Origin of the sequence: Brevundimonas sp. TWP3-1-2b1, from assembly GCF_049896165.1 — a bacterium.
Classification (GTDB): Bacteria; Pseudomonadota; Alphaproteobacteria; order Caulobacterales; family Caulobacteraceae; genus Brevundimonas; species Brevundimonas subvibrioides_B.
Genome location: NZ_JAFCTT010000002.1, coordinates 156,726 through 178,592, shown reverse-complemented (window position 1 = coordinate 178,592; position 21,867 = coordinate 156,726). Strand labels below are relative to the sequence as shown.

The following is a 21,867-nucleotide window of genomic DNA, read 5'->3' as shown; positions in this document are numbered from 1 at the left end:
AATCGTGAATCATCCTCTCGCAATGATCTGGAGCCTGATTCACGGTCTCAGCGGACTGGCGAAGCGAGTGCTCCTCGGCCGATCAGTCTAGGCCGCCGCGAACGGATAGGGGCTGACCGACTTCGACCAGTCGTCGACGCGTAGCGGCCGGTCCACCGGCGGGGCGGCGCGCTCGGCGCAGGGGTGGCGGTGGCACAGGCGGCAGGCGGGGCCGATCGGGGTGACCTCCGGCGCGGTCAGGTCGAGGCCGCGCGCATAGATGAGCCGATGTGCATCCTTCAGCTCGCAGCCCAGGCCGATGGCCAGGTCGTGGGGCTCGCCGTAGCCGTCGTGTCCCTGGCGATCGACGGTGCGGGCCAGGGTGAACCAGCGGCTTCCGTCGGGCGTCTCGATGATCTGGGTGACGAGGCGGCCGGGCGTGCGGAAGGCCGAATGCAGCCGCCAGCGCGGGCAGGCGCCGCCGAAGCGGGCGAAGGGGAAGGCGCCCGAGGCATAGCGTTTGGAGACATTCCCCGCCTGATCCACCCGCATCAGGAAGAAGGGCACGCCGCGCGCAGTGGGGCGCGACAGGGTCGTCAGCCGGTGGGCGACCTGTTCGAACGACGTGCCGAACCGGGTCTGGAGCCGGGCGATGTCGTAGCTGGTCGCCTCGGCCAGCCGCTGGAAGGCGGCGTAGGGCATCAGGATGGCGGCGGCGAGGGTGTTGGTCAGCGAAACCTTGAGCAGCGCGCGCGTGGTCTCGTCCGGCGGCCGGGCGGCGTCGGCCAGGGCCGACAGTTCGGCCTCGTGCTCGGACAGGGCCAGTTGATAGGCGGTGGCGAAGGCGCGGGACGACGGGTCGAGCGTCTCGGACAACAGCAGGCGCCGGCGGTGCGGGTCGAAGCGGCGGGTCCATTCGACCATGACCTCGGCGGGCATGACCCGGACGGACAGATTGTGGCGGCTCTGAAGGCGGGAGCGGGCGAGGGCCTCGAATCCGTCGCCGGTCTGGTTGGGGTCCAGCGCCGCGTGCAGGGCCTCGCCCAGGGCATCGAGTTCGGGAAAATGGTTGGCGCGCGACTGGATATGGTCGCGCACCCAGTCGGCGGGGGAGGGGCCGGTTGCAGACTCGCCGCCGTTAATCAGGGCGGCGCGGGACCGGTCGCGCTGTTCGGCGAAGGCGCGGTAGAGGCGCAGCAGGGCCTCGGCGGCGGCCGGCGCCTCATCCGTCAGTTGCAACAGTTCGTGACGCGGGACCTCGAGGCCCTGGAACAGGGGGTCGGCGAGGACCTCCGACAGTTCGGCTTCGCCTGCAGCTCCCGGCTGGCTCAGCTGGCGGAGATCGACGTCATAGGTTTGCGCCAGGCGCAGCAGGAGTTGGGCCGAGACCGGGCGCTGGTTGCGCTCGATGTGGTTCAGATAGCTGGGCGAGACGCCGAGGTCGCCGGCCATGGCCGTCTGGGTCAGGCCCCGATCGCGTCGCAGCCGCTTCAGGCGGGCGCCGAGGAACAGCTTGCGATCGGCTGAGGCGTCCATCGATATCTCCCTCCGTGCACCCCGGCGAAGGCCGGGGTCCAGATCACGAACTCCGTCGTCGAAGGCGGCACACCTCGGGGATCTGTCCCTGCCACCCGTATCGCTTAGGGACCCCGGCCTTCGCCGGGGTGCACGGTGATGGAGACAATTGTCATGATATGTCATAAATAGCAAGGTCACGATATGACAACATGACACGAACCGTCAGCCTGCGCCTGTATCAGAAATGACAGCGGCGTGTTCTCTGTCCTGACCGAACCGGTGCGACGTTCGCCTCGGTCAGATCCTGAGCAGAGCGCCATGACCACCTTCGCCGATCTCGTCCCTTCGCCCAAAGGCCGCTTCGACGGTATCGAGCGCCCCTACACGCCGGAAGACGTCCTGAAGCTGCGCGGCTCGGTGCCGATCACCCACACCCTGGCTGAGCGCGGCGCCAACCGCCTGTGGGAGCTGCTGCACACCGAGCCCTTCATCAATGCCCTCGGCGCCGTCACCGGCAACCAGGCCATGCAGATGGTCCGCGCCGGCCTGAAGGCCATCTATCTGTCGGGCTGGCAGGTCGCCGCCGACGCCAACACCGCCGGCGCCATGTACCCGGACCAGTCTCTGTACCCGGCGAATGCCGCGCCGGAACTGTGCCGCCGCATCAACCGCACCCTGCAGCGCGCCGACCAGATCGAGCATGCCGAGGGCGGGGCCAAGCGCGACTGGTTCGCCCCGATCGTCGCCGACGCCGAGGCCGGTTTCGGCGGCCCGCTGAACAGCTTCGAGATCATGAAGGCCTTCATCGAGGCGGGCGCCGCCGGCGTCCATTTCGAGGACCAGCTGGCTTCGGAGAAGAAGTGCGGCCACCTGGGCGGCAAGGTCCTGATCCCGACCCAGGCCCATATCCGCAACCTGGTCGCGGCGCGTCTGGCGGCCGACGTCATGGGCACGCCGACGATCACCGTGGCCCGCACCGACGCCGAGAGCGCCCAGTTGATCACCTCGAACATCGACGAGCGTGACCAGCCCTTCATCGACCGCGACAACCGCACGCCCGAGGGCTTCTTCCGCCTTAAGGAGGGCACGGGGCTGGACCATTGCATCGCGCGCGGCCTGAGCTACGCCAACATCGCCGATCTGCTGTGGTGGGAGACCAGCCACCCGTCGCTGGAGGACGCCAGGAAGTTCGCGGAAGCCGTCCAGAAGGAGCACCCCGGCAAGCTGATGGCCTACAACTGCTCGCCCTCCTTCAACTGGAAGGCCAAGCTGGACGACGCCACCATCGCCAAATTCCAGCGCGAGCTGGGGGCCATGGGCTACAAGTTCCAGTTCGTGACCCTGGCCGGCTTCCACAGCCTGAACAACTCGATGTTCGAACTGGCGGACGGTTACCGCGACCGCGGCATGGCGGCCTATTCCGAGCTGCAGCAACGCGAGTTCGCCAACGAAGCGGCGGGCTACACCGCGACCCGTCACCAGCGCGAGGTGGGCACCGGCTACTTCGACACCGTCGCCACCGTCATTTCCAACGGGCAGTCGTCCACGACCGCCATGAAGGAATCCACCGAGACCGCGCAGTTCGTCGCGGCCGAATAATCAAACAGGAGAGACGCCTATGGAACCGCTGAGCCGCCCCCAGGCCATTATCGACTTCTGCCTGGCGCCCCTGGCGCTGGATTCGGGCACCGAGGCCGAACGTGAAGTCCGCCGTCGTCTGGAGCATGTGATCAAGACCTACCAGACCAAGCTGGCGGTCGCCTCGGCCCCCACAACGGTCGACTTCAGCCAGATGCCGTCACAGGTGATCAACGAAGCAGCCCACGGCTACGAGTAACCTCTTTCCACCGTGCATCCCGGCCTTCGCCGGGGTGCACGGAATATTTAGGGGCGAAAGCCCGGCACTTCGCAGTGTCGGCGGCTTTTGCCGTTCGGGACCGCCCGAATTGGCGCTCTAGGCGGTTCACGTCGCCGAATTTTTGCCGTTCAGGCCGCAGCGGATTTTTGCTGACTCTCACGACCGAGTTCCGCCACCAGCGCGAGCAACTCGGCGGCGTCGAACGGCTTGGCCAGGTGCCGGTCGGCGCCGGCTGCTCTGGCCGCCGCGACGTGATCGGGCAGGGCATTGGCCGTCAGCATGACGATCGGCGCGCGGTCCAGGCCCATGGCCGCTTCGTGCAGGCGAATCTCGTGCACGGCCGTCAGGCCGTCCATCACCGGCATCTGCATGTCCATCAGGATCATGTCGAAACTCTGGGCGCGGCAGGCTTGCAGCGCCTCGGCGCCGTTCTCGGCCTGAACCAGATCGATCGCCGCCTGGGACAGGATCAGCTCGACGACCTTGCGATTGGTCGGATGGTCGTCCGCGACGAGCACGCGCAGGCGCCGGTTCGAATGATCCTCGGTCGCAGCCGCAGCCGCCACGGTCGGCTCCGCCGGCGCCTCGGCCATGATCAGGGGCAGCGTCAGGATGAAGGCCGAGCCGCCGCCGGGCTCGCTCTCGCAATCCAGTTCGCCGCCCATCAGGTCCGCCAGCTGACGGCAGATGGCGAGGCCCAGGCCGGTCCCGCCGAAGCGGCGGGTGATGGTGCCGTCGGCCTGTTCGAAACGGGTGAACAGTCGGGCCTTGGCGGCGGCGTCGAAGCCGACGCCCGTGTCCTCGACTGTAAAGCGCATGATCCGCGCGCCGGCCCGGTCCTTGCCCACGCAAGCGGTCAGACTGACGAAGCCGGTGGCGGTGAACTTTACCGCATTGGAGACGAGATTGGTCAGGACCTGCTTCACGCGCACGACGTCGCCGCGCACCCAGACGGCGGCCTCCGGCTCGATCTCGACGAAAAACTGCAGGCCCTTGTCGGAGGCCGGTTCTCTGTAGAGATGCGCGGCGTCGTTGACGGCGCGGGTCAGGTCGAAGATCTCGTCGGCGATCTCCAGACGGCCGGATTCAACGCGGGCGAGGTCCAGTATGTCGCTCAACAGCGTCTGGAGCGTGGTTCCCGACGACTGGATCAGATCCAGCATCTCGCGCTGTTCGGGGGCCAGGCTCGTGCGAGCCAGCGCCTGGGTCAGGCCGATGACCCCGTTCAGGGGCGTCCGGATCTCGTGGCTCATGTTCGCCAGGAACTCGGACTTCGCCCGGTTCGCCGCCTCCGCCGCATCCCGCGCCTCGGCCAGCGACTTGGCGTCGCGCTTCAGGTCGGTGATATCATTGACGACGGTGACGATGCCCCCGTTTGAGGTGCGGCGGTCCTGGACGCGCAGCCAGCGGTCGCCCGCGATTTTTTGCTCCAAGGTGTTCGACAGGTGACGGCGGGACGCGAGGCGATCCTCGATCCATTCCTCTTCGCGACCGAAAGCATCTTCGTACAGGCCTTGCTTGAGACCCCGCTGGAGCAGGTCGCGGAAGCGAACGCCGACGGCAAGGGCATTGGCGACCTCGGGATTCACCTCTGCATAGCGTGCGTTCCAGATCAGCAGGCGGTCGTCGGCGTCGTAGAAGCCCAGACCGTCCGGCATGGTGTCTATGGCTTCTCGTAGATGGTTCAGCACGGTGGAGCGGCCCCACAGACCCAGGCTCGTCACGATCGAGGCGATAATGACCACCACGGTGGCCCCGCCGACGACCCATAGCAGCAGGCCCGATTGCGAGATCAGGCTGGGGGACAGGACCGAAGACGGATCGGGCGCGATGGTCATCGCCGTCATGGCGCCGAAATGCAGGGTGACGACGCTCAGTACCGCGAAGGCCGTATTCGCGGGGACGCGCCACCAGCCGTCTCGCTTGACCCACAAGGCTGTGCAGAGCGAGAGCAGAATGCTGAGGCCGACGGCCGCGGCCGCGGCGCCCAGGTCCCAGGAGAGCGCGGCGCCTTGAATACGCATGGCAGCCATGCCGATGAAATGCATCGATGCTACGCTCGAGGCCGCGAGCATCGCGACCAGGGCGCGCGTCAGGCGAGAGCCGTCGTTCAGGGCGACGGCGACGCCGAGAATCATACCGGCGATGACGATGCCTAGCGACAGCAGGGTCTCGCCCGCAGCGTAGCGGATCACGGCGTCGGATCGGTAGCCGAGCATGGCCAGGAAATGGGTCGCCCAGACCGCCAGGCCGCCGACGAGGCCGGCGACGGCCCCGTAGGCCATCCTCATGCGCGAGGCGCTGTGGCGGGCCCTGCCTATCAGGGCGATGCAGGTGGCCAGACCGACCGCACAGACGGTCGCCGCCAGCAGCGTAAGCCGCCAGTCATGCTTGACCACCAGGCAGTTCACTATCCAGTCCAAAGGCGCCTATTCCCCGACGTTCGCGATCACTCTGAACGGCAGAGGTAAAAAAACAGGTGTATGATCAGGCGGGATGCCGGGCTCGAATCCGCTCGCCTTACCGGGCTGTCCCGTTCTAGGAAAAAAGGGAAGACGCCGGAGGGCCGCGCGTCGGGCGGGAGGCGCGACGACACCATGCCGTTCGACGAGTCTCCGTCCCCCGTCGCCCCGCTCGCCACCTCCCGGCTGTGGACCAACGGCGCTATCGGCGGCGTCGCCATCATCATCATGCTGGCCCTGGCGTCCGCGCGGCCGGACGCGGCCCCCTGGTTGCTCGCCGGCGCCGGGGTCATCGGTTTCACGACGCTGATGGGCCTCAAGGGGGCGCGAAAGGTCGCAAACGAGACCTCTGCGGTCGCTCTCGGCGCGAGCCTGTCGGCGCCCGAAGATGCGGGCCTGCTGGACAGCGTGTTCGAGGCTCTGGATGACCCCGTCATGATCGTCAGCGGCGGTGAGGCGGACGACATTGCCGGCCGGCGCATCGTGCTCGCCAATCGCGCTGCGCGTGAGCTGCTTCGCATCCAGCGAGAAGGCGCCCTGCTGGTGTCGGCCATGCGCGACCCGAACGTGCTTGAGGCGGTGGACGAAGCCCTGTTCGGCGGCATCAGCCGGACGACGGACTACAATGCCGCCGGCGCCCGGACGCGGCACTGGAAGGCCTGGGTGCGCCCGCTGCCTTCCCCTGACGGCATGACCATGGCTCTGCTGGGCCTGCGAGACGAGACGGACGTGCGGCGCATGGAGTTGATGCGTGTCGACTTCCTGGCCAACGCCAGCCACGAACTCCGCACGCCACTGGCTTCGCTGAGCGGCTTTATCGAAACGCTGAAGGGACACGCCAGGGACGACCCGAAGGCGCGGGACAAGTTCCTCGACATCATGGCGGCCCAGGCCGACCGGATGGGACGGTTGGTCGCCGACCTGCTGTCGTTGAGCAGGATCGAACTGAACGAGCACATCCCGCCATCGGGGAAAGTCGATCTGCCCCGCGCGGCCTCGGACGTGGTCGACGCCATCAGCGTGCTGTCGCAGGAGAAGGGCGTCACCGTCCTTCTGGATGTGGAGCCGGGCGACGCGCGGATCACCGGCGACCGCGACGAGATCGTTCAGGTCATCCAGAACCTGACGGACAACGCGATCAAATACTCCCTGGTCGGCGGCACGGTGGACCTGACGGTGCGGCACGGGCTGGACATCGAGGCCGCCGCCGCATCGCGCGTACCCGGGGCGACCCGCCTGTCACTGCTGACGCCTGACCGCGAGGCCGGCGCGCGCTATGTGGTGGTGACGGTGCGCGACTACGGGCCGGGAATGGCGCGTGAGCATCTGCCGCGGCTGACCGAGCGGTTCTATCGCGTCGAGGGCCAGAAGAGCGGGGAGCGGCCGGGAACGGGCCTGGGGTTGGCGATCGTCAAGCACATCGTCAACCGACACCGTGGCGGGATGACGGTGGAAAGCGCACCGGGCGAAGGATCTTTGTTCAGTGTCTATTTTCCGATGGCGACCGCGGCGAGGAGCATATCGGAGCCGGTCTGACCGTCGAAGAACGCCGATCGTTTACGGCGTTGCAGAACTGTCATCCAGCCGTCTTAATCCGCTGACCATCCGAGGGCAGGTTCCGCGCCTGGACGGGCCGGATTTCCGCGCACGCTCTGATTCTGGCGTGCGCGCTCGCGGGACCTGATGACCTGGCTTGTGATTCCTCTCGTGGCGGTGTTTGCCGTGCTCGCCTATCTGGCCGGGCGCGGCGTGGCGCAGCGTCGCGCCGCGGCCCTGCAAGGCGGGCAAAAGGCGCACTCGCGCCCTGAGCAGCACGGCTATTACGCCATGATCTGGGTCGCAGTGCCCGCGCTGGTCGTTACCATTCTGGCGGGGGTCTTTTCCGGTCCCGTGGCCCACAATCTTCTGGCGGCAGATGCGCCGGCCTCCGTGCAGGCGCTGGAGCCCTTCCGCCGCGAGGCCTTCTTCAATGACGCACGGCTGACGGGGGAGGGGCAGCGCGCCTTCCAGGTCTGGTCGGGCGAACTGGGCGAGGCCCTGACGGCCGAAGCGGCCCGCTCGGCCCGCCTGCACCAGACCCTGACCTGGGGCGGCGTCCTCGCCGCAATCCTGGCAGCGGTGATGGGCGGCCTGTTCGCCTGGAGCCAGATCCGGCCGACCCTGCGGGCGCGGAACCGGGTCGAGGGCTGGATCGGCGGCCTGCTGTTCGCCTGTTCCGCCGTGGCCATCCTGACCACCGTCGGCATCGTCTTCTCCCTGTTGTGGGACAGCCTGCGCTTCTTCCAGGCCGTGCCTGTGACGGACTTCCTGTTCGGGACCCAGTGGAGCCCGCAGATCGCCATCCGCGCCGACCAGGTCGGATCGTCGGGCGCTTTCGGGGCTGTGCCCCTGTTCGCCGGAACCTTCCTGATCATGATCATCGCCATGATCGTGGCCGCGCCGGTCGGTCTGTTCTCGGCCATCTATCTGTCGGAATACGCCAGCGCCCTGTCGCGCGGGATCGTCAAACCGGTGCTGGAGATCCTCGCGGGCGTGCCGACGGTGGTCTACGGCTTCTTCGCCGCCCTGACGGTGGGCCCGGCGTTCCGTGAGTTCTTCAACGGCCTCGGAGCGATGCTGGTCGGCGGACCTCTGGACGGCATGGGGCAGTACCTGATGCTGGTCCAGAACCAGATGGCCCTGGTGGCCGGGGCGGTCATGGGGATCATGCTGATCCCGTTCGTCTCGTCCCTGTCCGACGACATTATCAATGCCGTGCCCCAGTCCCTGCGCGACGGTTCCTATGCGATGGGCGCGACCAAGTCCGAGACGGTGAAGCGGGTGCTTCTGCCGGCCGCCCTGCCGGGCATCGCCGGCGCCCTGTTGCTGGCCATGTCGCGAGCCATCGGCGAGACCATGATCGTGACCATGGCGGCTGGTCTTGCGGCGAACCTGACGCTGAACCCGCTCGACACCGTGACCACGGTCACGGTCCAGATCGTCACCCTGTTGACCGGCGACCAGGAGTTCGACAGCCCGAAGACGCTCGCCGCGTTCGGCCTCGGACTGACCCTGTTCCTCGTGACCCTGCTGCTCAACATCGTCGCGCAGCGGATCGTCCAGACCTATCGGGAACAGTATGACTGACACCGGCGCGGACAAGATGTGGGCCCGTCTGGCGGCCGAGGACCCCGCGCGCGCGGCACGGCTGCAGCGCGGGCTCAAGAAGCGCTATGCCCGGGAGGGACGCTTCAAGCTCTACGGCATCCTGGCCGTCTCCGTGGCCATCGGCTTCCTGCTGCTGCTGCTCGGCCGGATTATAGAGCAGGGCCACACGGCCTTCTACGCCAACCAACTCACCGTGTCGGTCTACATGGACCCGGCCCGGATCGATCGCGCCTATCCGCAGGGCACCAACTTCCAGCAGATGGTGGCGCAGCAACAGCTGGCGCGGCTCGGCGAGACGGACGATGCCCAAGGCACGAAAGCATCAGCCTATCGCTCGCTGCTGTCATCGGAACTCAAGTTCCGCGCCGCCGACCTGATCCGCAACGACCCGTCGCTGATCGGCCGGACGGTGGAGATCACCGCCCCCGTCTCGGATGAGGCGGACCTCTATTACAAGGGCGAGATCACCCGCGAGACGGCCGCCGAGCAACGCCGCGTCAGCGACGAGCAGATGGCCTGGCTGGACGGGCTGAAGCGCGACGGGCACGTCTCGACGACCTTCAACGCCCAACTGTTCACCAACGGCGACTCGACCGAGCCGGAGTTGGCGGGCGTGTTCGGCGCCGTGGTCGGTTCGGCCCTGATGCTGCTGGTCACCGCCCTGATCGCCATTCCGCTGGGCGTCGGCGCGGCCGTCTATCTGGAGGAGTTTTCCAGAAAGGGGCGGATCACCGACCTGATCGAGGTCAACATCAACAATCTCGCGGCCGTGCCGTCGATCGTCTACGGCCTCCTGGGCGTTGCTCTGTTCATCAACTGGATGCACCTGCCGCGATCGTCGCCGCTGGTGGGCGGGCTGGTGCTGGCCCTTATGGCCCTGCCGACCATTATCATCGCCACCCGCTCGGCGCTGAAGGCCGTGCCTCCGTCGATCCGCGAGGCGGCGCTGGCCATGGGCGCCAGCCGCACCCAGACGGTGTTCCACCACGTTCTGCCCCTGGCCATGCCGGGCGTAATGACCGGCACCATCATCTCCATGGCCCACGCCCTGGGCGAGACGGCGCCTCTGCTGCTGATCGGTATGGTCAGCTTCGTGCCGGGAATCCCGGGCGCGATCGACGAGCCGGCCGGCGCCCTGCCGTCGCTGGTCTATATCTGGGAGAACGCCTCGGAACGCGCGTTCCACGAGCGGACGGCCGCGGCCATCCTCGTTCTCCTCGCCTTCATGATCGTCATGAACGCCGCCGCGATCCTGCTGCGTCGGCGGTTCGAGCGTCGGTGGTAAGACAATGAAACTTCCCTTCTTCCGCAGCCCTGACGGGCGAGAGGGCGGCGGCTCCGCCGACCCGACCGAGCGCCGTGACGAATCCGTCCTGACGCCCGAACCTGAAGCCGCCGGTGTCATGGCCGGGCGCGTGCCCGAGGTGAAGTCGCCGTCGGCCCCTGCGGGCCCGACCAAGATCGCCGCGCGGGACGTCTCGGTCTTCTACAGCGACAAGCAGGCTCTGTACGACGTCTCGCTGGACGTGCCGGACAAGACGGTCACCGCCCTCATCGGCCCGTCCGGCTGCGGCAAGTCGACCTTCCTGCGCACGATGAACCGGATGAACGACACCATCCAGGGCTGCCGGGTGACCGGCAAGATCCTTATGGACGGCCAGGACATCAACGCCCGCTCGGTCGACCCCGTGTTGCTGCGCGCCCAGGTCGGGATGGTGTTCCAGAAGCCGAACCCCTTCCCCAAGACCATCTACGAGAACGTCGCTTACGGACCCAGGATCCACGGTCTCACGACGTCGAAGTCGGAGCTGGACAGCATCGTTGAAAGCTCGCTGAAGAAGGCGGGCTTGTGGGACGAGGTCGCCGACCGTCTGCACTCGGCCGGGACCGGCCTGTCGGGCGGCCAGCAGCAGCGTCTCGTCATCGCGCGCGCCATCGCGGTGAACCCCGAAGTCATCCTGATGGACGAGCCCTGCTCGGCGCTGGACCCGATCGCAACGGCCCGGATCGAGGAGCTGATCGACGAACTGCGCGAGCGCTACTGCATCGTCATCGTCACCCACTCGATGGCCCAGGCGGCGCGCGTGTCGCAACGCACGGCCTTCTTCCATCTCGGCCGTCTCGTCGAGCACGGCAACACCGAGGAAATCTTCACGAATCCCCGCGAACGGCGCACGCTCGACTACATCACGGGACGCTTCGGTTGAACCAGCACACGGTAAAGGCCTACGGCGACGAACTGAACCAGCTGACGGCCGAGGTCGCCCGCATGGGCGGCCTCGCCGAGGCCCAGGTGGCGGACGCGGTCGAGTCGGTCGCGCGCCGCGACATCGCCCTGGCGCGGGCGGTCGTCGAGCGCGACGCCAAGGTCGATGCGATGCACCGCGACATCGAGAAGAAGGCCATCCGCCTGATCGCCCTGCGTCAGCCGGTGGCGTCTGATCTGCGCAAGACCCTGTCGGCGATGAAGCTGTCGGTCGATCTGGAGCGCACCGGCGACCTGGCCAAGAATATCGCCAAGCGCGCCTTGAGCCTGGCCGAGACTGAACCGATGCAACCCCTGACCCGCTCGATCGAGCGGATGGGCAAGCTGGTGTCGATGCGGCTGCGCGACGTTCTGGACGCCTATACGGCCTCGGAGATCGACCGGGCCATGGCTGTCTGGGCGTCCGACGACGAGGTCGACGAGCATTACAACGCCCTGTTCCGAGAACTGCTGACCTACATGATGGGCGATCCGCGCACGATCAGCGCCTGCACCCATCTGCTGTTCATGGCCAAGAACCTCGAGCGGATCGGGGACCATGCGACCAACATCGCGGAGGTCATCCACTACGAGATCACCGGCGACGAGATGACTGGCGAACGCCCCCGCTGGACGCCTTCGCCGGGCGACTGGGATGCGGATTCGGGGCATTTGCCCACGCCGCCGACGACCTGACGGAGAGACCTGAGTGCAGCCCTATATCCTGGTGATGGAAGACGAGGACGCCCTGGCGACCCTGCTTCAGTACAACCTCGAAAAGGAGGGCTACGACGTCGTCGTTGCCGCCGACGGGGAAGAAGGTCTGGTCCAGATCGACGAGCGTCAGCCGGACCTGGTCCTGCTCGACTGGATGCTGCCCAAGGTGTCGGGCATCGAGGTCTGCCGCCGCCTGCGCGGTCGACCCGAGACGCGCAACCTGCCGGTCATCATGCTGACCGCGCGCGGCGAGGAATCGGACCGGGTGCGCGGCCTGGACACGGGCGCCGACGACTATCTGACCAAGCCCTTCTCGATGACCGAACTGATCGCCCGCATCCGCGCGGTGCTGCGTCGCATCCGGCCGGGTCTGGCCGACGATCGCGTCGGGCACGGCGACATCATCATCGACCGGGTCGCCCACCGCGTGCGCCGCTCGGGCAAGGAGGTCCATCTGGGCCCGACCGAGTTCCGCCTGCTGGACCATTTCATGCGTCATCCGGGTCGGGTGTTCAGCCGCGAACAGTTGCTGGACGCCGTCTGGGGCTCGGACGTCTATGTCGAGGCCCGCACCGTGGACGTCCACGTCGGCCGCCTGCGCAAGGCCCTGAACGTCGAGGACAGCGCCAATCCGATCCGCACGGTGCGGTCGGCGGGCTATTCGCTGGATCTGGAAGGCTGAGCCTTCGCTGATCCCCGCGTGATCAGCACGCCGAACGCCGCCGCCAGCGGGAACATCAGAACGCCGTAGACGGCCGCCGGCAGCGACATGTCGACGTTTCCCAGCACCGACTGGGCGATGACGATGGCCAGGGTGGCGTTGTGCAGCCCGACCTCGAAAGCGCTGGCGATCGACTGGGGCCGGTCGATCTTGAACAGACGCGGGACCAGGAAGCCGATCCCCAGACTGATCAGGCAGAAGGTCACGACGACGCCGGCCAGGGCAGCGAGATTGGCGGTCAGCACGTCCAGTTGAGCCGACACGGAGCCGATGATGACCAGGGTCAGGATGATCACCGAGGCGATCCGCACCGGCCTTTCCATGGCCGCCGCGAAGCCGGGCCTCAGCGCGCGCACCAGCATGCCCAGAGCCACCGGCGCCAGCACGATCATGAACACCTCGATCGTCTTGGCCAGCTGAAGTCCCACCTGGCCGCCGCCGGGCTGGAAATAGCCGAGCGACAGATTGACCACGATCGGCAGGGTGATCACCGCCACTACCGAGTTGATGGCGGTCAGGCTGATGTTCAGCGCCACATCACCCCGGAACAGGTGGCTGTAGAGGTTCGCCGTCGTCCCGCCCGGCGACGCCGCCAGCAGCATCATGCCCACCGCCAGCACCGGCGGTAGCCGGAACAGCAGCACCAGACCGAAACAGACCAGCGGGAGGAAAATCAACTGGCAGGCCAGGGCGATGGACATCGCCTTGGGCCGTCGCCCGATCCGCACGAAATCACCGGTCGTGAGGCTGAGCCCCAGGCCGAACATGATGATCCCCAGTGCGACCGGCAGACCGATGACGGTGATGGCTGAACCCATGAGCGTGTTCCCCCGACGCGGTTTCGCGCCTTTTGGGGTCAGCGTGTCACGTGATGCGCGGAGCACCAAGCCACGGCGCGTCGTATCGAACGACGCCCGAGCCGGTCCCAAGTCTTTCCTCCGCCCCCGAAACCGCTACGGTCCCGGCCTTAGTCCAACGGGAGTCTCGCCCATGCGCCGTCGTACCTTCCTGTCGACCCTGCCCGCCGGGGCGTTGATGGCGACAGCCGGGACGCCCGCCGGCGCGCGGACGGTCATTCAGGCCAGGCCCGAGAACCCGTTCGCCGGCGTCACGATGGGCGACCGGATCACAGGGGCTCCGTTCGCGGGCCGCTCGACTGTCTGGGGCATGAACGGCGCGGCGGCGACGGCGCATCCGACGGCGACCCTGATCGGGATCGACACCCTGAGGCGCGGCGGTTCGGCGATCGACGCGGCCATCGCCATCAACGCCGCCCTGGGCTTCCTGGAGCCGACCGCCAACGGCATCGGCGGCGACGCCTTCTGCATGCTGTGGGATCCGGCGCAGCGGAAAGTGGTCGGCTTCAACGGCTCGGGCAACAGCCCGCTCGGCCTGTCGCTGGAGACGGCGCGAAGCCGGGCGGTGGACGGTTACCTCCCTCGCTATGGAGCGGTGACGGTCAACGTCCCGGGCACGGTCGACGCCTGGTGGAGCGCGCACCAGCGCTACGGCAAGCTGCCGTGGAAGGACGTGCTGATCCCGGTCGCCGAGCTGTGCGAGCAGGGCGTGCCCATGCCCCAGACCATCGCCTGGTATCTGGAGCGCAACATGGCCGGGTTCGACCGGGCCGGCGGCATCGAGGAGAACGACAACCGCAAGGCCGTCTATGCGCCGGGCGGGCGGACGCCGCGCGTCGGCGAGGTCTTCGCCAATCCGCACCTGGGTCGCACCCTGAGGCTGATCGCCGAGGGCGGGCGCGACGCCTTTTACGAAGGGCCGATCGCCGAACAGATCGAGCGCTATTTCCGGCGCATCGGCGGCTGGATGACGCGGGCGGACCTGGCGGCGCACCGGACCGAATGGGTCGAGCCGATCCGGACCGACTATCGCGGGGTGGACGTCTTCAGCCTGCCGCCCAATTCGCAGGGCCTGTCGACCAACCAGATCCTCAACATCTGCGAGCAGTTCGACCTCAAGGCCATGGGCTTCCAGTCGGCCGCCTCGATCCACCACCAGGCCGAGGCCAAGCGGCTGGCGTTCGAGGACCGGGCCCGCTTCTTCGCTGACCCGCGCTTCAGCCCCGCTCCGGTCGAATGGTTGAACTCAAAAGCCTATGCCGCCGAGCGGGCCAGACTGATCCGGCCCGACCGGGTCATGGACCGGGTCTTCCCCGGCGACGCCCCGGTGCAGGGCGACACGACCTATTTCAGCGTCGCCGACAAGGACGGCATGATGGTCAGCTGGATCCAGTCCAACTACCGCGGCATGGGCTCGGGGCTGGCCCCCGACGACGGCGACGGAAGGCCGCTGGGCTTCATGTTCCAGGACCGGGGCGAGCTGTTCGCCCTGACCGACGGCCATCCGAACGTCTATGCGCCGGGCAAGCGGCCGTTCCAGACCATCATTCCGGGCTTCGCCTGCAAAGGTGGGGAGCCGTGGATGGCTTACGGCGTCATGGGCGGCGGCATGCAGCCGCAAGGGCAGGCCCAGATCATCATCAACATGGTCGACTACGGCCTGGACCCGCAGGAAGCCGGCGACAGCCCTCGCTGGCAGCATGAGGGCTCATCCGAACCCACGGGGCAGGCAGCGGAGGGCGTCGGCGTCCTGCACCTCGAGAACGGCGTGCCGCAGGCGACGCGCGCCGGTCTGGAACAGCGTGGCTGGGTCCTCGGCCCGACCGACGGCGGCTTCGGCGGCTATCAGAACGTGGTGCGTCAGGACAACGGCGAAGGCCGCTGGACCTATGGCGCGGCGACGGAAATGCGCAAGGACGGGATCGCCCTGGCCTATTGAGCCTGGGCTTCCGCCGCCTCAGGTGCCAGCTTGTAGACCGTGCCGCAGTATTCGCAGGTGACGTGAATCTTGCCGTCGGGCTCGACCATGTCGGTGCGTTCCTCCGGGCCGAAGGAGGCCAGGACGCCGGCGATGCGCTCGGCCGAACAGCGGCACTGGGCCTTCAGGGCGCGAGCGTCCTCCAGCCGCACGCCGTCCTCGTGGAACAGCCGGAATAGCAGGGTCTCGGGCGTGATGGTCGGATCGACCAGTTCGTCGTCGGCAAGCGTCTGGAACAGGGCGCGCGTGCGGTCCCAGACCTCCTCGGTCGAGCCGCGCGCATCGTCGGCGGCGATCAGCTGGATCAGGGCGCCGCCCGCGCGCCAGGTCGTGCCGGTCTCGTCGGTGACGGAGCCGACGGCGAGGCGGACCTTGGTCGGGATCTGCTCGGACTGGACGAAATAGTGTTCGGCCGCCAGCGACAGGCTCTCGCCCTCGATCGGGGTGATGCCCTGGGTGCGTTCGAAATCGGGTCCGCGATCCAGGGTCATGACGAACACCCCCTGGCCCAGCAGGGTGCGGGCGCCGGGGCGCGAGAAACCGCTGGATGCGGCGGCGACCTCGTCCTCGTCGAAGCGGCAGTAGCCGCGCAGTTGACCGTCAGTGTCGTAATCGGCGACGACATAGCGGACCGGACCGTCGCCCTGGGCCTGGACGATCAGCCGGCCTTCGAACTTCAGCGCCGAGCCGACCAGGGCGGCCAGCGCGCAGGCCTCGCCCAGCAGGGCGGCGACCGGCTCGGGATAGGCGTGGGCCGACAGGATCTTGTCGATGGCGTCGCCGAGACGGACCAGGCGGCCGCGCACAGGCCAGCCCTCGATCTGGAAGGCGGCGGCGAGGTCGTCGGTCGGCGCGGAAACGGCGGCAGGCTCGTGATCGGTCACGGCGGATCCTTGGGCGGTGAGAAATGTCGAGAACGGTGCAAGATAGGAGAGGCGAGGGCGGTTGGTAAGGGCGACCGCCAGTCGTCTGGCGCGGCCGCGTTCGCGTGCTATCTGTGGCAACCGGGCGCACGCCCCGCCCGTTCTTGCATGCCGACACCGACGAAAGCCTGATCCATGCCCGCCAAGCCGAACCTGAAACCCCTCGATCAGCAGGCCATCATAATCACCGGCGCCACCTCGGGGATCGGCCTGTCCACCGCGCGCCGGGCGGCGAAGGCGGGCGCCTGCGTCTTCCTGATCGCGCGCGGCGAGAGCGACCTCAAGGCATTGGTGGAGGAGCTGCAGCAGGAGGGGGCGCGGGTCGCCTATGCCGTCGCCGACGTCGCCGACTATGAAGCCCTGGCCGAGGCTGCGGACAAGTGCCGGCGGCTGTTCGGCGGCTTCGACACCTGGGTCAACAACGCCGGCGTGTCGATCTACGGCCCCATCCGCGAGACGACGCTGGAAGATCAGCATCAGCTGTTCGAGACCAACTACTGGGGTGTCGTGAACGGGTCGTTGATCGCCGCAGAGCATCTGAGGGCGCAGCCCGACGGCGGGACGATCGTCAATGTCGGCTCGGTTCTGGGCGACGCGCCCATGCCGGTCCAGGGCGTCTATTCGGCGTCCAAACATGCGGTGAAGGGTTTCACCAACGCCTTCCGCATGGAGCTGATGCGCGAAGGGGCGCCGGTCGCCGTCAGTCTGGTCAAGCCGGCGGCGGTGGATACGCCCTATCCGAAGCACGCCCGAAACCTGACCGGCTATGCGGTGCAGAACCCGCAGCCGGTCTATGCGACCCACGTCGTCGCCGACACGGTCCTGTGGTGCGCGGCCCATCCGATCAGGGAGATCACCGTTGGCGGGGGAGGGCGCATCATAGCGTCTTTCTACGCGCTGCTGCCGGGCCTGGCGGAACCACTCTTCGCCCGGTTCGCTCCTAGCCTCATGCGGGACAGGGGTTCCGCCTACCAGCCGTATGACGACGGGCTCTATGACCCGACCGACGACGGCCTCGATGAAGAGGTTCACTATCCCATGGTCCGACAGTTCAGCGCCTTGGCCGAAGTTCGCAAACATCCCGGCATCACTGCGGGATCCCTGGCCCTTGTCGCCACGGCCGCCCTGGTGACCTTTCTGCTCACCCAGCGGACGGGACCGCGCCGGTTCGAGGAGATCCGCGACCGGATCGATCCGCGCGGCTGGATCGACGCCGATGCCCTGCGTCACCGCCTCGACGACATCTCGCGCGGTTTGACCGAGCGGGCCGGGGAAGTCAGCGACCGGGTCGGTGATCTGGGCGATGACGCCCGCCACGAGGCCAGGAAGCTCATGAAACGTGGCCAGCGCGCCGTGTCTGACAAGCAGCGCCGGAAGTACGCCCGCGAAGCACGCCTCTATGCCGAGGAGACCGGCCGTTCGGCGCGGCGCTATGCCGGCGATGCCGGTCGCTACGCCAAGGATCACGCCCGTGAGGGCGGGGCCCTGCTGGCCGTGGCCACGATCGCAGCGGCTATCGGAGCGGCGGCTCTGGAAAGCCGCCGGCCCGACAGCCGGGTGCGGCGGCTGACAGGGCTGTAAGACCTCTCACAAAGCCGTTGCTGCGAGTGCGAAGGTCGGCGAAAGAGAGGCATGACCGCCGCTCTGACGCTGATTTTCGACTTCGATTCGACCCTTGTGCGCATCGAAACCCTGGAAGCCCTGGCAGATATCGCTCTGGAGGGGCATGGTGATGCCGTGTCGATCAGGGCGAAGGTCGCCTCCCTGACCGATCGCGCCATGACTGGAGAGGTCGATTTCGGCGAAGCGCTGAGGGCGCGGCTGGCGATGCTGCCGCTGACGCGGGCCCACGTACTGGTTCTGGCGGACCGGATCCTGGACGAGGGGACGCCCTCGGTGCGGCGGAACCTGCGCTTCTTCAACGAGAACGCGGCCAATATCATCATCCTGTCGGGCGGCTTTCGCGAGATTATCGCGCCCATCGCCGAACGGCTGGGCGTTTCGCCGGATCGGGTCATCTGCAACGACCTGATCTATGACGCCGAGGGTCGTGTCACGGGCGTGGACGACGCCAACCCGCTGTCGCATGAGAATGGCAAGCCTACGGTGATCAAGGCGCTGGATCTGAAAGGACCGGTCGTCATGGTGGGAGACGGCTGGAACGACGCCGAGGTCAAACTGGGCGGGGCGGCCGACCGGTTCTACGCCTTCACCGAGATCGCGCGTCGCGACAAGGTCGTTGCCGTGGCCGACGGCGAGGCGAAGTCCATCGACGAACTTCTGCACGCGGAGGGGCTGGCCGGGCGCTGGTCCTATCCGCGCAGCCGCATCCGGATGCTGTTGCTGGAAAACATTCACCCCGCCGCCGTCGAGCGCCTGGAAGAGGCGGGCTATTCCGTAGAGACGATGAAGGGGGCTCTCGACGAGGCGGACCTGATCGAGAAGATCAAGGGCGTCCACGTTCTGGGCATTCGCTCCAAGACCAATGTGACCGCGGCGGTGCTGGAGGCCGCGGACCGGCTTTTGGCCGTGGCGGCCTTCTGCATCGGCACCAACCAGATCGATCTGGACGCAGCGGCCGCCAGGGGCGTGGCGGTGTTCAATGCGCCCTACTCCAACACCCGCAGCGTGGTCGAACTGGCCATCGGCCTGACCATCACCCTGATGCGCGACGTGGTCGACAAGTCGGCGGCCATGCACGAGGGCCGATGGAACAAGTCGGCCGAGGGCTCGCGCGAACTGCGGGGCAAGACCCTGGGCATCGTCGGCTACGGCGCCATCGGATCGCAGCTGTCGGTGCTGGCCGAAGCCCTGGGCATGCGGGTCATCTTTCATGACCTGTCGGAGCGGCTGGCGCTGGGCAATGCGAAGCGTATGCGGTCGCTGGATGCGCTTCTGGCCGAGGCGGACGTGGTCACGCTGCACGTCGACGGGCGGCGCGAGAACGCCAATCTGATCGGCGCGTCCGAGTTCCAGATGATGCGACCGGGGACCCTGTTCCTGAACCTGTCGCGCGGCCATGTCGTCAACGTCGGGGCCCTGGCCCAGGCGATCGGGTCGGGCCGGATCGGCGGTGCGGCGCTCGATGTCTTCCCCGAGGAACCCCGCACCAACGCCGATCCGTTCGACAGCCCGCTGATAGGGCTGAAGAACGTCATCCTGACCCCGCACATCGGCGGCTCGACCGAAGAGGCTCAGGAAGCCATCGCCGAGTTCGCGGCTGAACGGCTGCTGGGATACCTGAACCGCGGCGACACCACCTTCTGCGTCAACCTGCCCAATGTGCAGCTGGCGGAGGTGTCGGGCGGCCACCGCATCCTGCACATCCACCGGAACCAGCCCGGCGTCATGGCCGAGCTGAACCGCGAGCTGTCGGCGGCCGGGCTCAACATCCTCGGCCAGCATCTGAAGACCGACGAACGCACTGGCTACGTCATCACCGACGTGGACCGCGACTACGACCCTCAGGCGCTCCGTGTCCTGAAGAGTGTGGCCGGAACGCTGCGCTTCCGACTTCTGCACTAGAAGCTTCCCCGGCGGCATCTTGCACTCCCGCAAAACGGGCGCAGACTGTCGTGGAACGGTCGTGCTCAATCGACCGACGGGAGGAAGACCATGTCACGTTATCTTCGCGGCGCAGCCCTGGCTGCGCTGACGCTCGCCGCATCCGCCGCGCTCGCCACCGCCGCCTCGGCCCAGTCCTACGGCCGTCTGGTCGTGTTGGGCGACTCGCTGAGCGACAACGGCAACCTCTACCTGGCATCCGGCGGGACCCAGCCGCCATCGCCGCCCTATTTCCAGGGCCGGTTCTCCAACGGGCGCGTCTTTACGGAACTGCTGGGTTTCAATGCCGCCAACTTCAACGGTGCGGTAACCGGCAGTATCAACCTCGCCTACGGCGGGTCGCGGACCGACAACAACGTCGCCTTCCCGCCCGGCATGCGCCAGCAGCTGACGACCTATCTCGGTCGGGGCGGGGCGTTCGGCGCGAATGATCTGGTCAGCGTCCTGGGCGGCGCCAACAACATCTTCCAGGCGCTCCCGACCGCCGGCGTCAGCACGAACCCGGTCGCCGCCATCACCCCGACCCTGACGGCCGCCGTCGCGGACATGAATTTCCTGGTGAACGACATCGCCGGTCGTGGCGCGGGGACGATTCTCGTGACCAACCTGCCGCGCCTGGGCATCACGCCTCAATTCCGCACCTCGCCGGCCGCGGCCCTGGCCGACTATGCCGGCTCGACCTTCAACAGCAGCCTGCAGACGGCTCTGTTGACGACCGCCGCCGCCCGTCCAGGCACGAACATCATCCTGTTCGATCTGGCCAAGGTCAGCGATCTGCTGGCCTCCAGCCCCGGCCGGTTCGGCCTGAGCAACGTGACCGAGGCCTGCTTCAATGGTGTCACGGTCTGCGCCAACCCTGACTCCTACCTGTATTTCGACGGCGTCCACCCGACGGCTGCCGGACACCGGCTGATCGCCACCCTGTCCGGCGACTACCTCTACTATGGTGACCGGGCCGCAGGTTCGACCCTGCAGGGCGAGACCGCCTATCGTCACCGCGAAGACGCCCTGGACGCCGCCGGCGCCCGGATGTCAGGCCACGCGCCCTGGACCGCGGGAACCTCGATCTCGATCGGCGGCCTCTATGACCGCTCCGAGACCGACGCACGCGGTACGGTGGCCTCGGCCAAGTCCGATGGCTACGGCGCCCAGATGACGTTGGAGTCGGGCACCGAGACGATGCGGTTCGGACTGACGGGAAGCTATCGCAACGCCGACGTGAGCGCCGGACCGACCAGCTTCGAACTGCAGACCCTGGCGCTGGACGCCGCTGCGGGCTGGCGGTCGGATGCGATGTTCATCAACGTCGCCGCCGGCTTCGCCAGTGATGACTACAACAACATCGAACGGGTCAGCGCCCTGGCGCCGATTATCCAGACAGCGACCACGCGGGGCTTCAGCTCCGGCGCCCGCTTGCAGGGGGGGATGTGGTTCGATGCGGGCGGGATCGCCATCTCGCCGCGCGTGGCGGTGACCTACGCCAACTCGGACGTCGACGGCTACATCGAGCAGGGGGCGGCGGCCTCCTACCAGTACCGTGACCGCTCGGTCAAAGGGATCACCGCCGAGGCCGTGCTGCGGGCCGAGGGCGACATGGGCGGCTTCGCCGTCTTCGTCGAGGGCGGCTATCGCGACAGCCTCGACGACAGCTCCGATGCCGTGCGGGTCGGGATCGCGGGCAACCCTGCCCAGGTCCTGTCGCGTCGGTTCGACGACCCGTTCGGCGGTTCGGTCCTGGCCTCGGCCGGGCTGAGCGGGGATCTGGGCCCGCTCGAAGTCGAGATCGGCTATCGCGGCCGCTTCGGCGACCATGCCGACAGCCACATGGGCGGCATTACCCTGACCCTGCCGCTTTAGGCGACAGGACTCAGACCCATAGCGAAGCGCGTCGGCCCTGC

At 67.6% G+C, this 21,867-nt stretch carries 16 protein-coding genes; 12 read left to right on the top strand and 4 right to left on the bottom strand.

Annotated features, from left to right (window positions below; translation table 11 throughout):
* Positions 1–87: 87 nt before the first annotated feature.
* Positions 88–1,515, bottom strand: a complete 1,428-nt coding sequence (locus ACP7AB_RS02645) for a helix-turn-helix domain-containing protein (RefSeq protein ID WP_425987379.1) — start codon at positions 1,513–1,515, stop codon at positions 88–90.
* 300 nt (positions 1,516–1,815) lie between these two features.
* Between ACP7AB_RS02645 and aceA the strand changes: the two genes are divergently transcribed.
* Positions 1,816–3,096, top strand: coding sequence for an isocitrate lyase (aceA, locus tag ACP7AB_RS02640; protein WP_425987377.1), 1,281 nt, complete (start codon positions 1,816–1,818; stop codon positions 3,094–3,096).
* 19 nt (positions 3,097–3,115) lie between these two features.
* Entirely contained in the window at positions 3,116–3,334 is a 219-nt protein-coding gene (locus ACP7AB_RS02635) for a hypothetical protein (protein WP_303695478.1), read from the top strand.
* Positions 3,335–3,483: 149 nt separating this feature from the next.
* Here ACP7AB_RS02635 and ACP7AB_RS02630 read toward each other — a convergent pair whose 3' ends face one another.
* Entirely contained in the window at positions 3,484–5,778 is a 2,295-nt protein-coding gene (locus tag ACP7AB_RS02630) for an ATP-binding protein (RefSeq protein ID WP_425987376.1), read from the bottom strand.
* Positions 5,779–5,952: 174 nt separating this feature from the next.
* Between ACP7AB_RS02630 and ACP7AB_RS02625 the strand changes: the two genes are divergently transcribed.
* The 6 genes from ACP7AB_RS02625 (at position 5,953) to phoB (ending at position 12,608) form a co-directional block, all read left to right on the top strand.
* Entirely contained in the window at positions 5,953–7,353 is a 1,401-nt protein-coding gene (locus ACP7AB_RS02625; protein WP_425987375.1) for a sensor histidine kinase, read from the top strand.
* Between the two features lie 147 nt (positions 7,354–7,500).
* Positions 7,501–8,943 (top strand): phosphate ABC transporter permease subunit PstC, encoded by a 1,443-nt coding sequence (gene pstC, locus ACP7AB_RS02620; RefSeq protein ID WP_425987374.1) that lies wholly within the window; start codon positions 7,501–7,503, stop codon positions 8,941–8,943.
* Positions 8,936–10,249, top strand: a complete 1,314-nt coding sequence (gene pstA, locus ACP7AB_RS02615; protein ID WP_425987373.1) for a phosphate ABC transporter permease PstA — start codon at positions 8,936–8,938, stop codon at positions 10,247–10,249. Before pstC ends, pstA begins: the two co-directional genes overlap by 8 nt.
* 118 nt (positions 10,250–10,367) lie before the next feature.
* Positions 10,368–11,171 (top strand): phosphate ABC transporter ATP-binding protein PstB, encoded by an 804-nt coding sequence (pstB, locus tag ACP7AB_RS02610; protein WP_425987630.1) that lies wholly within the window; start codon positions 10,368–10,370, stop codon positions 11,169–11,171.
* A complete protein-coding gene (phoU, locus tag ACP7AB_RS02605) occupies positions 11,168–11,905 on the top strand; it encodes a phosphate signaling complex protein PhoU (protein WP_425987371.1) in 738 nt (245 codons plus the stop codon). The genes pstB and phoU overlap by 4 nt, the downstream gene beginning before the upstream one ends.
* A 13-nt stretch (positions 11,906–11,918) precedes the next feature.
* Positions 11,919–12,608, top strand: coding sequence for a phosphate regulon transcriptional regulator PhoB (phoB, locus tag ACP7AB_RS02600; protein ID WP_303695483.1), 690 nt, complete (start codon positions 11,919–11,921; stop codon positions 12,606–12,608).
* On the opposite strand, the gene ACP7AB_RS02595 is transcribed toward phoB, so the two are convergent.
* Positions 12,584–13,465 (bottom strand): bile acid:sodium symporter family protein, encoded by an 882-nt coding sequence (locus tag ACP7AB_RS02595; RefSeq protein ID WP_425987370.1) that lies wholly within the window; start codon positions 13,463–13,465, stop codon positions 12,584–12,586. The genes phoB and ACP7AB_RS02595 overlap by 25 nt on opposite strands.
* Positions 13,466–13,637: 172 nt before the next feature.
* Between ACP7AB_RS02595 and ACP7AB_RS02590 the strand changes: the two genes are divergently transcribed.
* Positions 13,638–15,443 carry a gamma-glutamyltransferase family protein gene (locus tag ACP7AB_RS02590; RefSeq protein WP_425987369.1) on the top strand — a complete coding sequence of 602 codons (1,806 nt, stop codon included), beginning with the start codon at positions 13,638–13,640 and terminating at the stop codon, positions 15,441–15,443.
* Here the strand turns inward: ACP7AB_RS02590 and ACP7AB_RS02585 are convergent.
* Entirely contained in the window at positions 15,437–16,366 is a 930-nt protein-coding gene (locus ACP7AB_RS02585; protein ID WP_425987367.1) for an Hsp33 family molecular chaperone, read from the bottom strand. The genes ACP7AB_RS02590 and ACP7AB_RS02585 overlap by 7 nt on opposite strands.
* A 174-nt stretch (positions 16,367–16,540) precedes the next feature.
* Here ACP7AB_RS02585 and ACP7AB_RS02580 point away from each other — a divergent pair, with 174 nt between their 5' ends.
* The 3 genes from ACP7AB_RS02580 to ACP7AB_RS02570 all read left to right on the top strand — a co-directional run bounded on the left by ACP7AB_RS02580 (position 16,541) and on the right by ACP7AB_RS02570 (position 21,826).
* Positions 16,541–17,986 (top strand): SDR family oxidoreductase, encoded by a 1,446-nt coding sequence (locus tag ACP7AB_RS02580; RefSeq protein WP_425987366.1) that lies wholly within the window; start codon positions 16,541–16,543, stop codon positions 17,984–17,986.
* Positions 17,987–18,037: 51 nt separating this feature from the next.
* Positions 18,038–19,930: a phosphoglycerate dehydrogenase gene (gene serA, locus ACP7AB_RS02575; RefSeq protein WP_425987365.1), complete on the top strand. Its 1,893-nt coding sequence runs from the start codon at positions 18,038–18,040 to the stop codon at positions 19,928–19,930.
* Positions 19,931–20,020: 90 nt separating this feature from the next.
* On the top strand, positions 20,021–21,826 hold the full coding sequence (locus ACP7AB_RS02570; RefSeq protein WP_425987364.1) for an SGNH/GDSL hydrolase family protein: 1,806 nt from the start codon (positions 20,021–20,023) through the stop codon (positions 21,824–21,826).
* The last annotated feature ends 41 nt before the right edge of the window (positions 21,827–21,867 follow it).

Bases quoted from the DNA above. Each gene is read 5' to 3' on its own strand.
- ACP7AB_RS02645 (WP_425987379.1), bottom strand. From the start codon at position 1,515: ATGGACGCCTCAGCCGATCGCAAGCTGTTCCTCGGCGCCCGCCTGAAG.
- aceA (WP_425987377.1), top strand. From the start codon at position 1,816: ATGACCACCTTCGCCGATCTCGTCCCTTCGCCCAAAGGCCGCTTCGAC.
- ACP7AB_RS02635 (WP_303695478.1), top strand. From the start codon at position 3,116: ATGGAACCGCTGAGCCGCCCCCAGGCCATTATCGACTTCTGCCTGGCG.
- ACP7AB_RS02625 (WP_425987375.1), top strand. From the start codon at position 5,953: ATGCCGTTCGACGAGTCTCCGTCCCCCGTCGCCCCGCTCGCCACCTCC.
- pstC (WP_425987374.1), top strand. From the start codon at position 7,501: ATGACCTGGCTTGTGATTCCTCTCGTGGCGGTGTTTGCCGTGCTCGCC.
- pstA (WP_425987373.1), top strand. From the start codon at position 8,936: ATGACTGACACCGGCGCGGACAAGATGTGGGCCCGTCTGGCGGCCGAG.
- pstB (WP_425987630.1), top strand. From the start codon at position 10,368: ATGGCCGGGCGCGTGCCCGAGGTGAAGTCGCCGTCGGCCCCTGCGGGC.
- ACP7AB_RS02595 (WP_425987370.1), bottom strand. From the start codon at position 13,465: ATGGGTTCAGCCATCACCGTCATCGGTCTGCCGGTCGCACTGGGGATC.
- ACP7AB_RS02590 (WP_425987369.1), top strand. From the start codon at position 13,638: ATGCGCCGTCGTACCTTCCTGTCGACCCTGCCCGCCGGGGCGTTGATG.
- ACP7AB_RS02580 (WP_425987366.1), top strand. From the start codon at position 16,541: ATGCCCGCCAAGCCGAACCTGAAACCCCTCGATCAGCAGGCCATCATA.
- serA (WP_425987365.1), top strand. From the start codon at position 18,038: ATGACCGCCGCTCTGACGCTGATTTTCGACTTCGATTCGACCCTTGTG.
- ACP7AB_RS02570 (WP_425987364.1), top strand. From the start codon at position 20,021: ATGTCACGTTATCTTCGCGGCGCAGCCCTGGCTGCGCTGACGCTCGCC.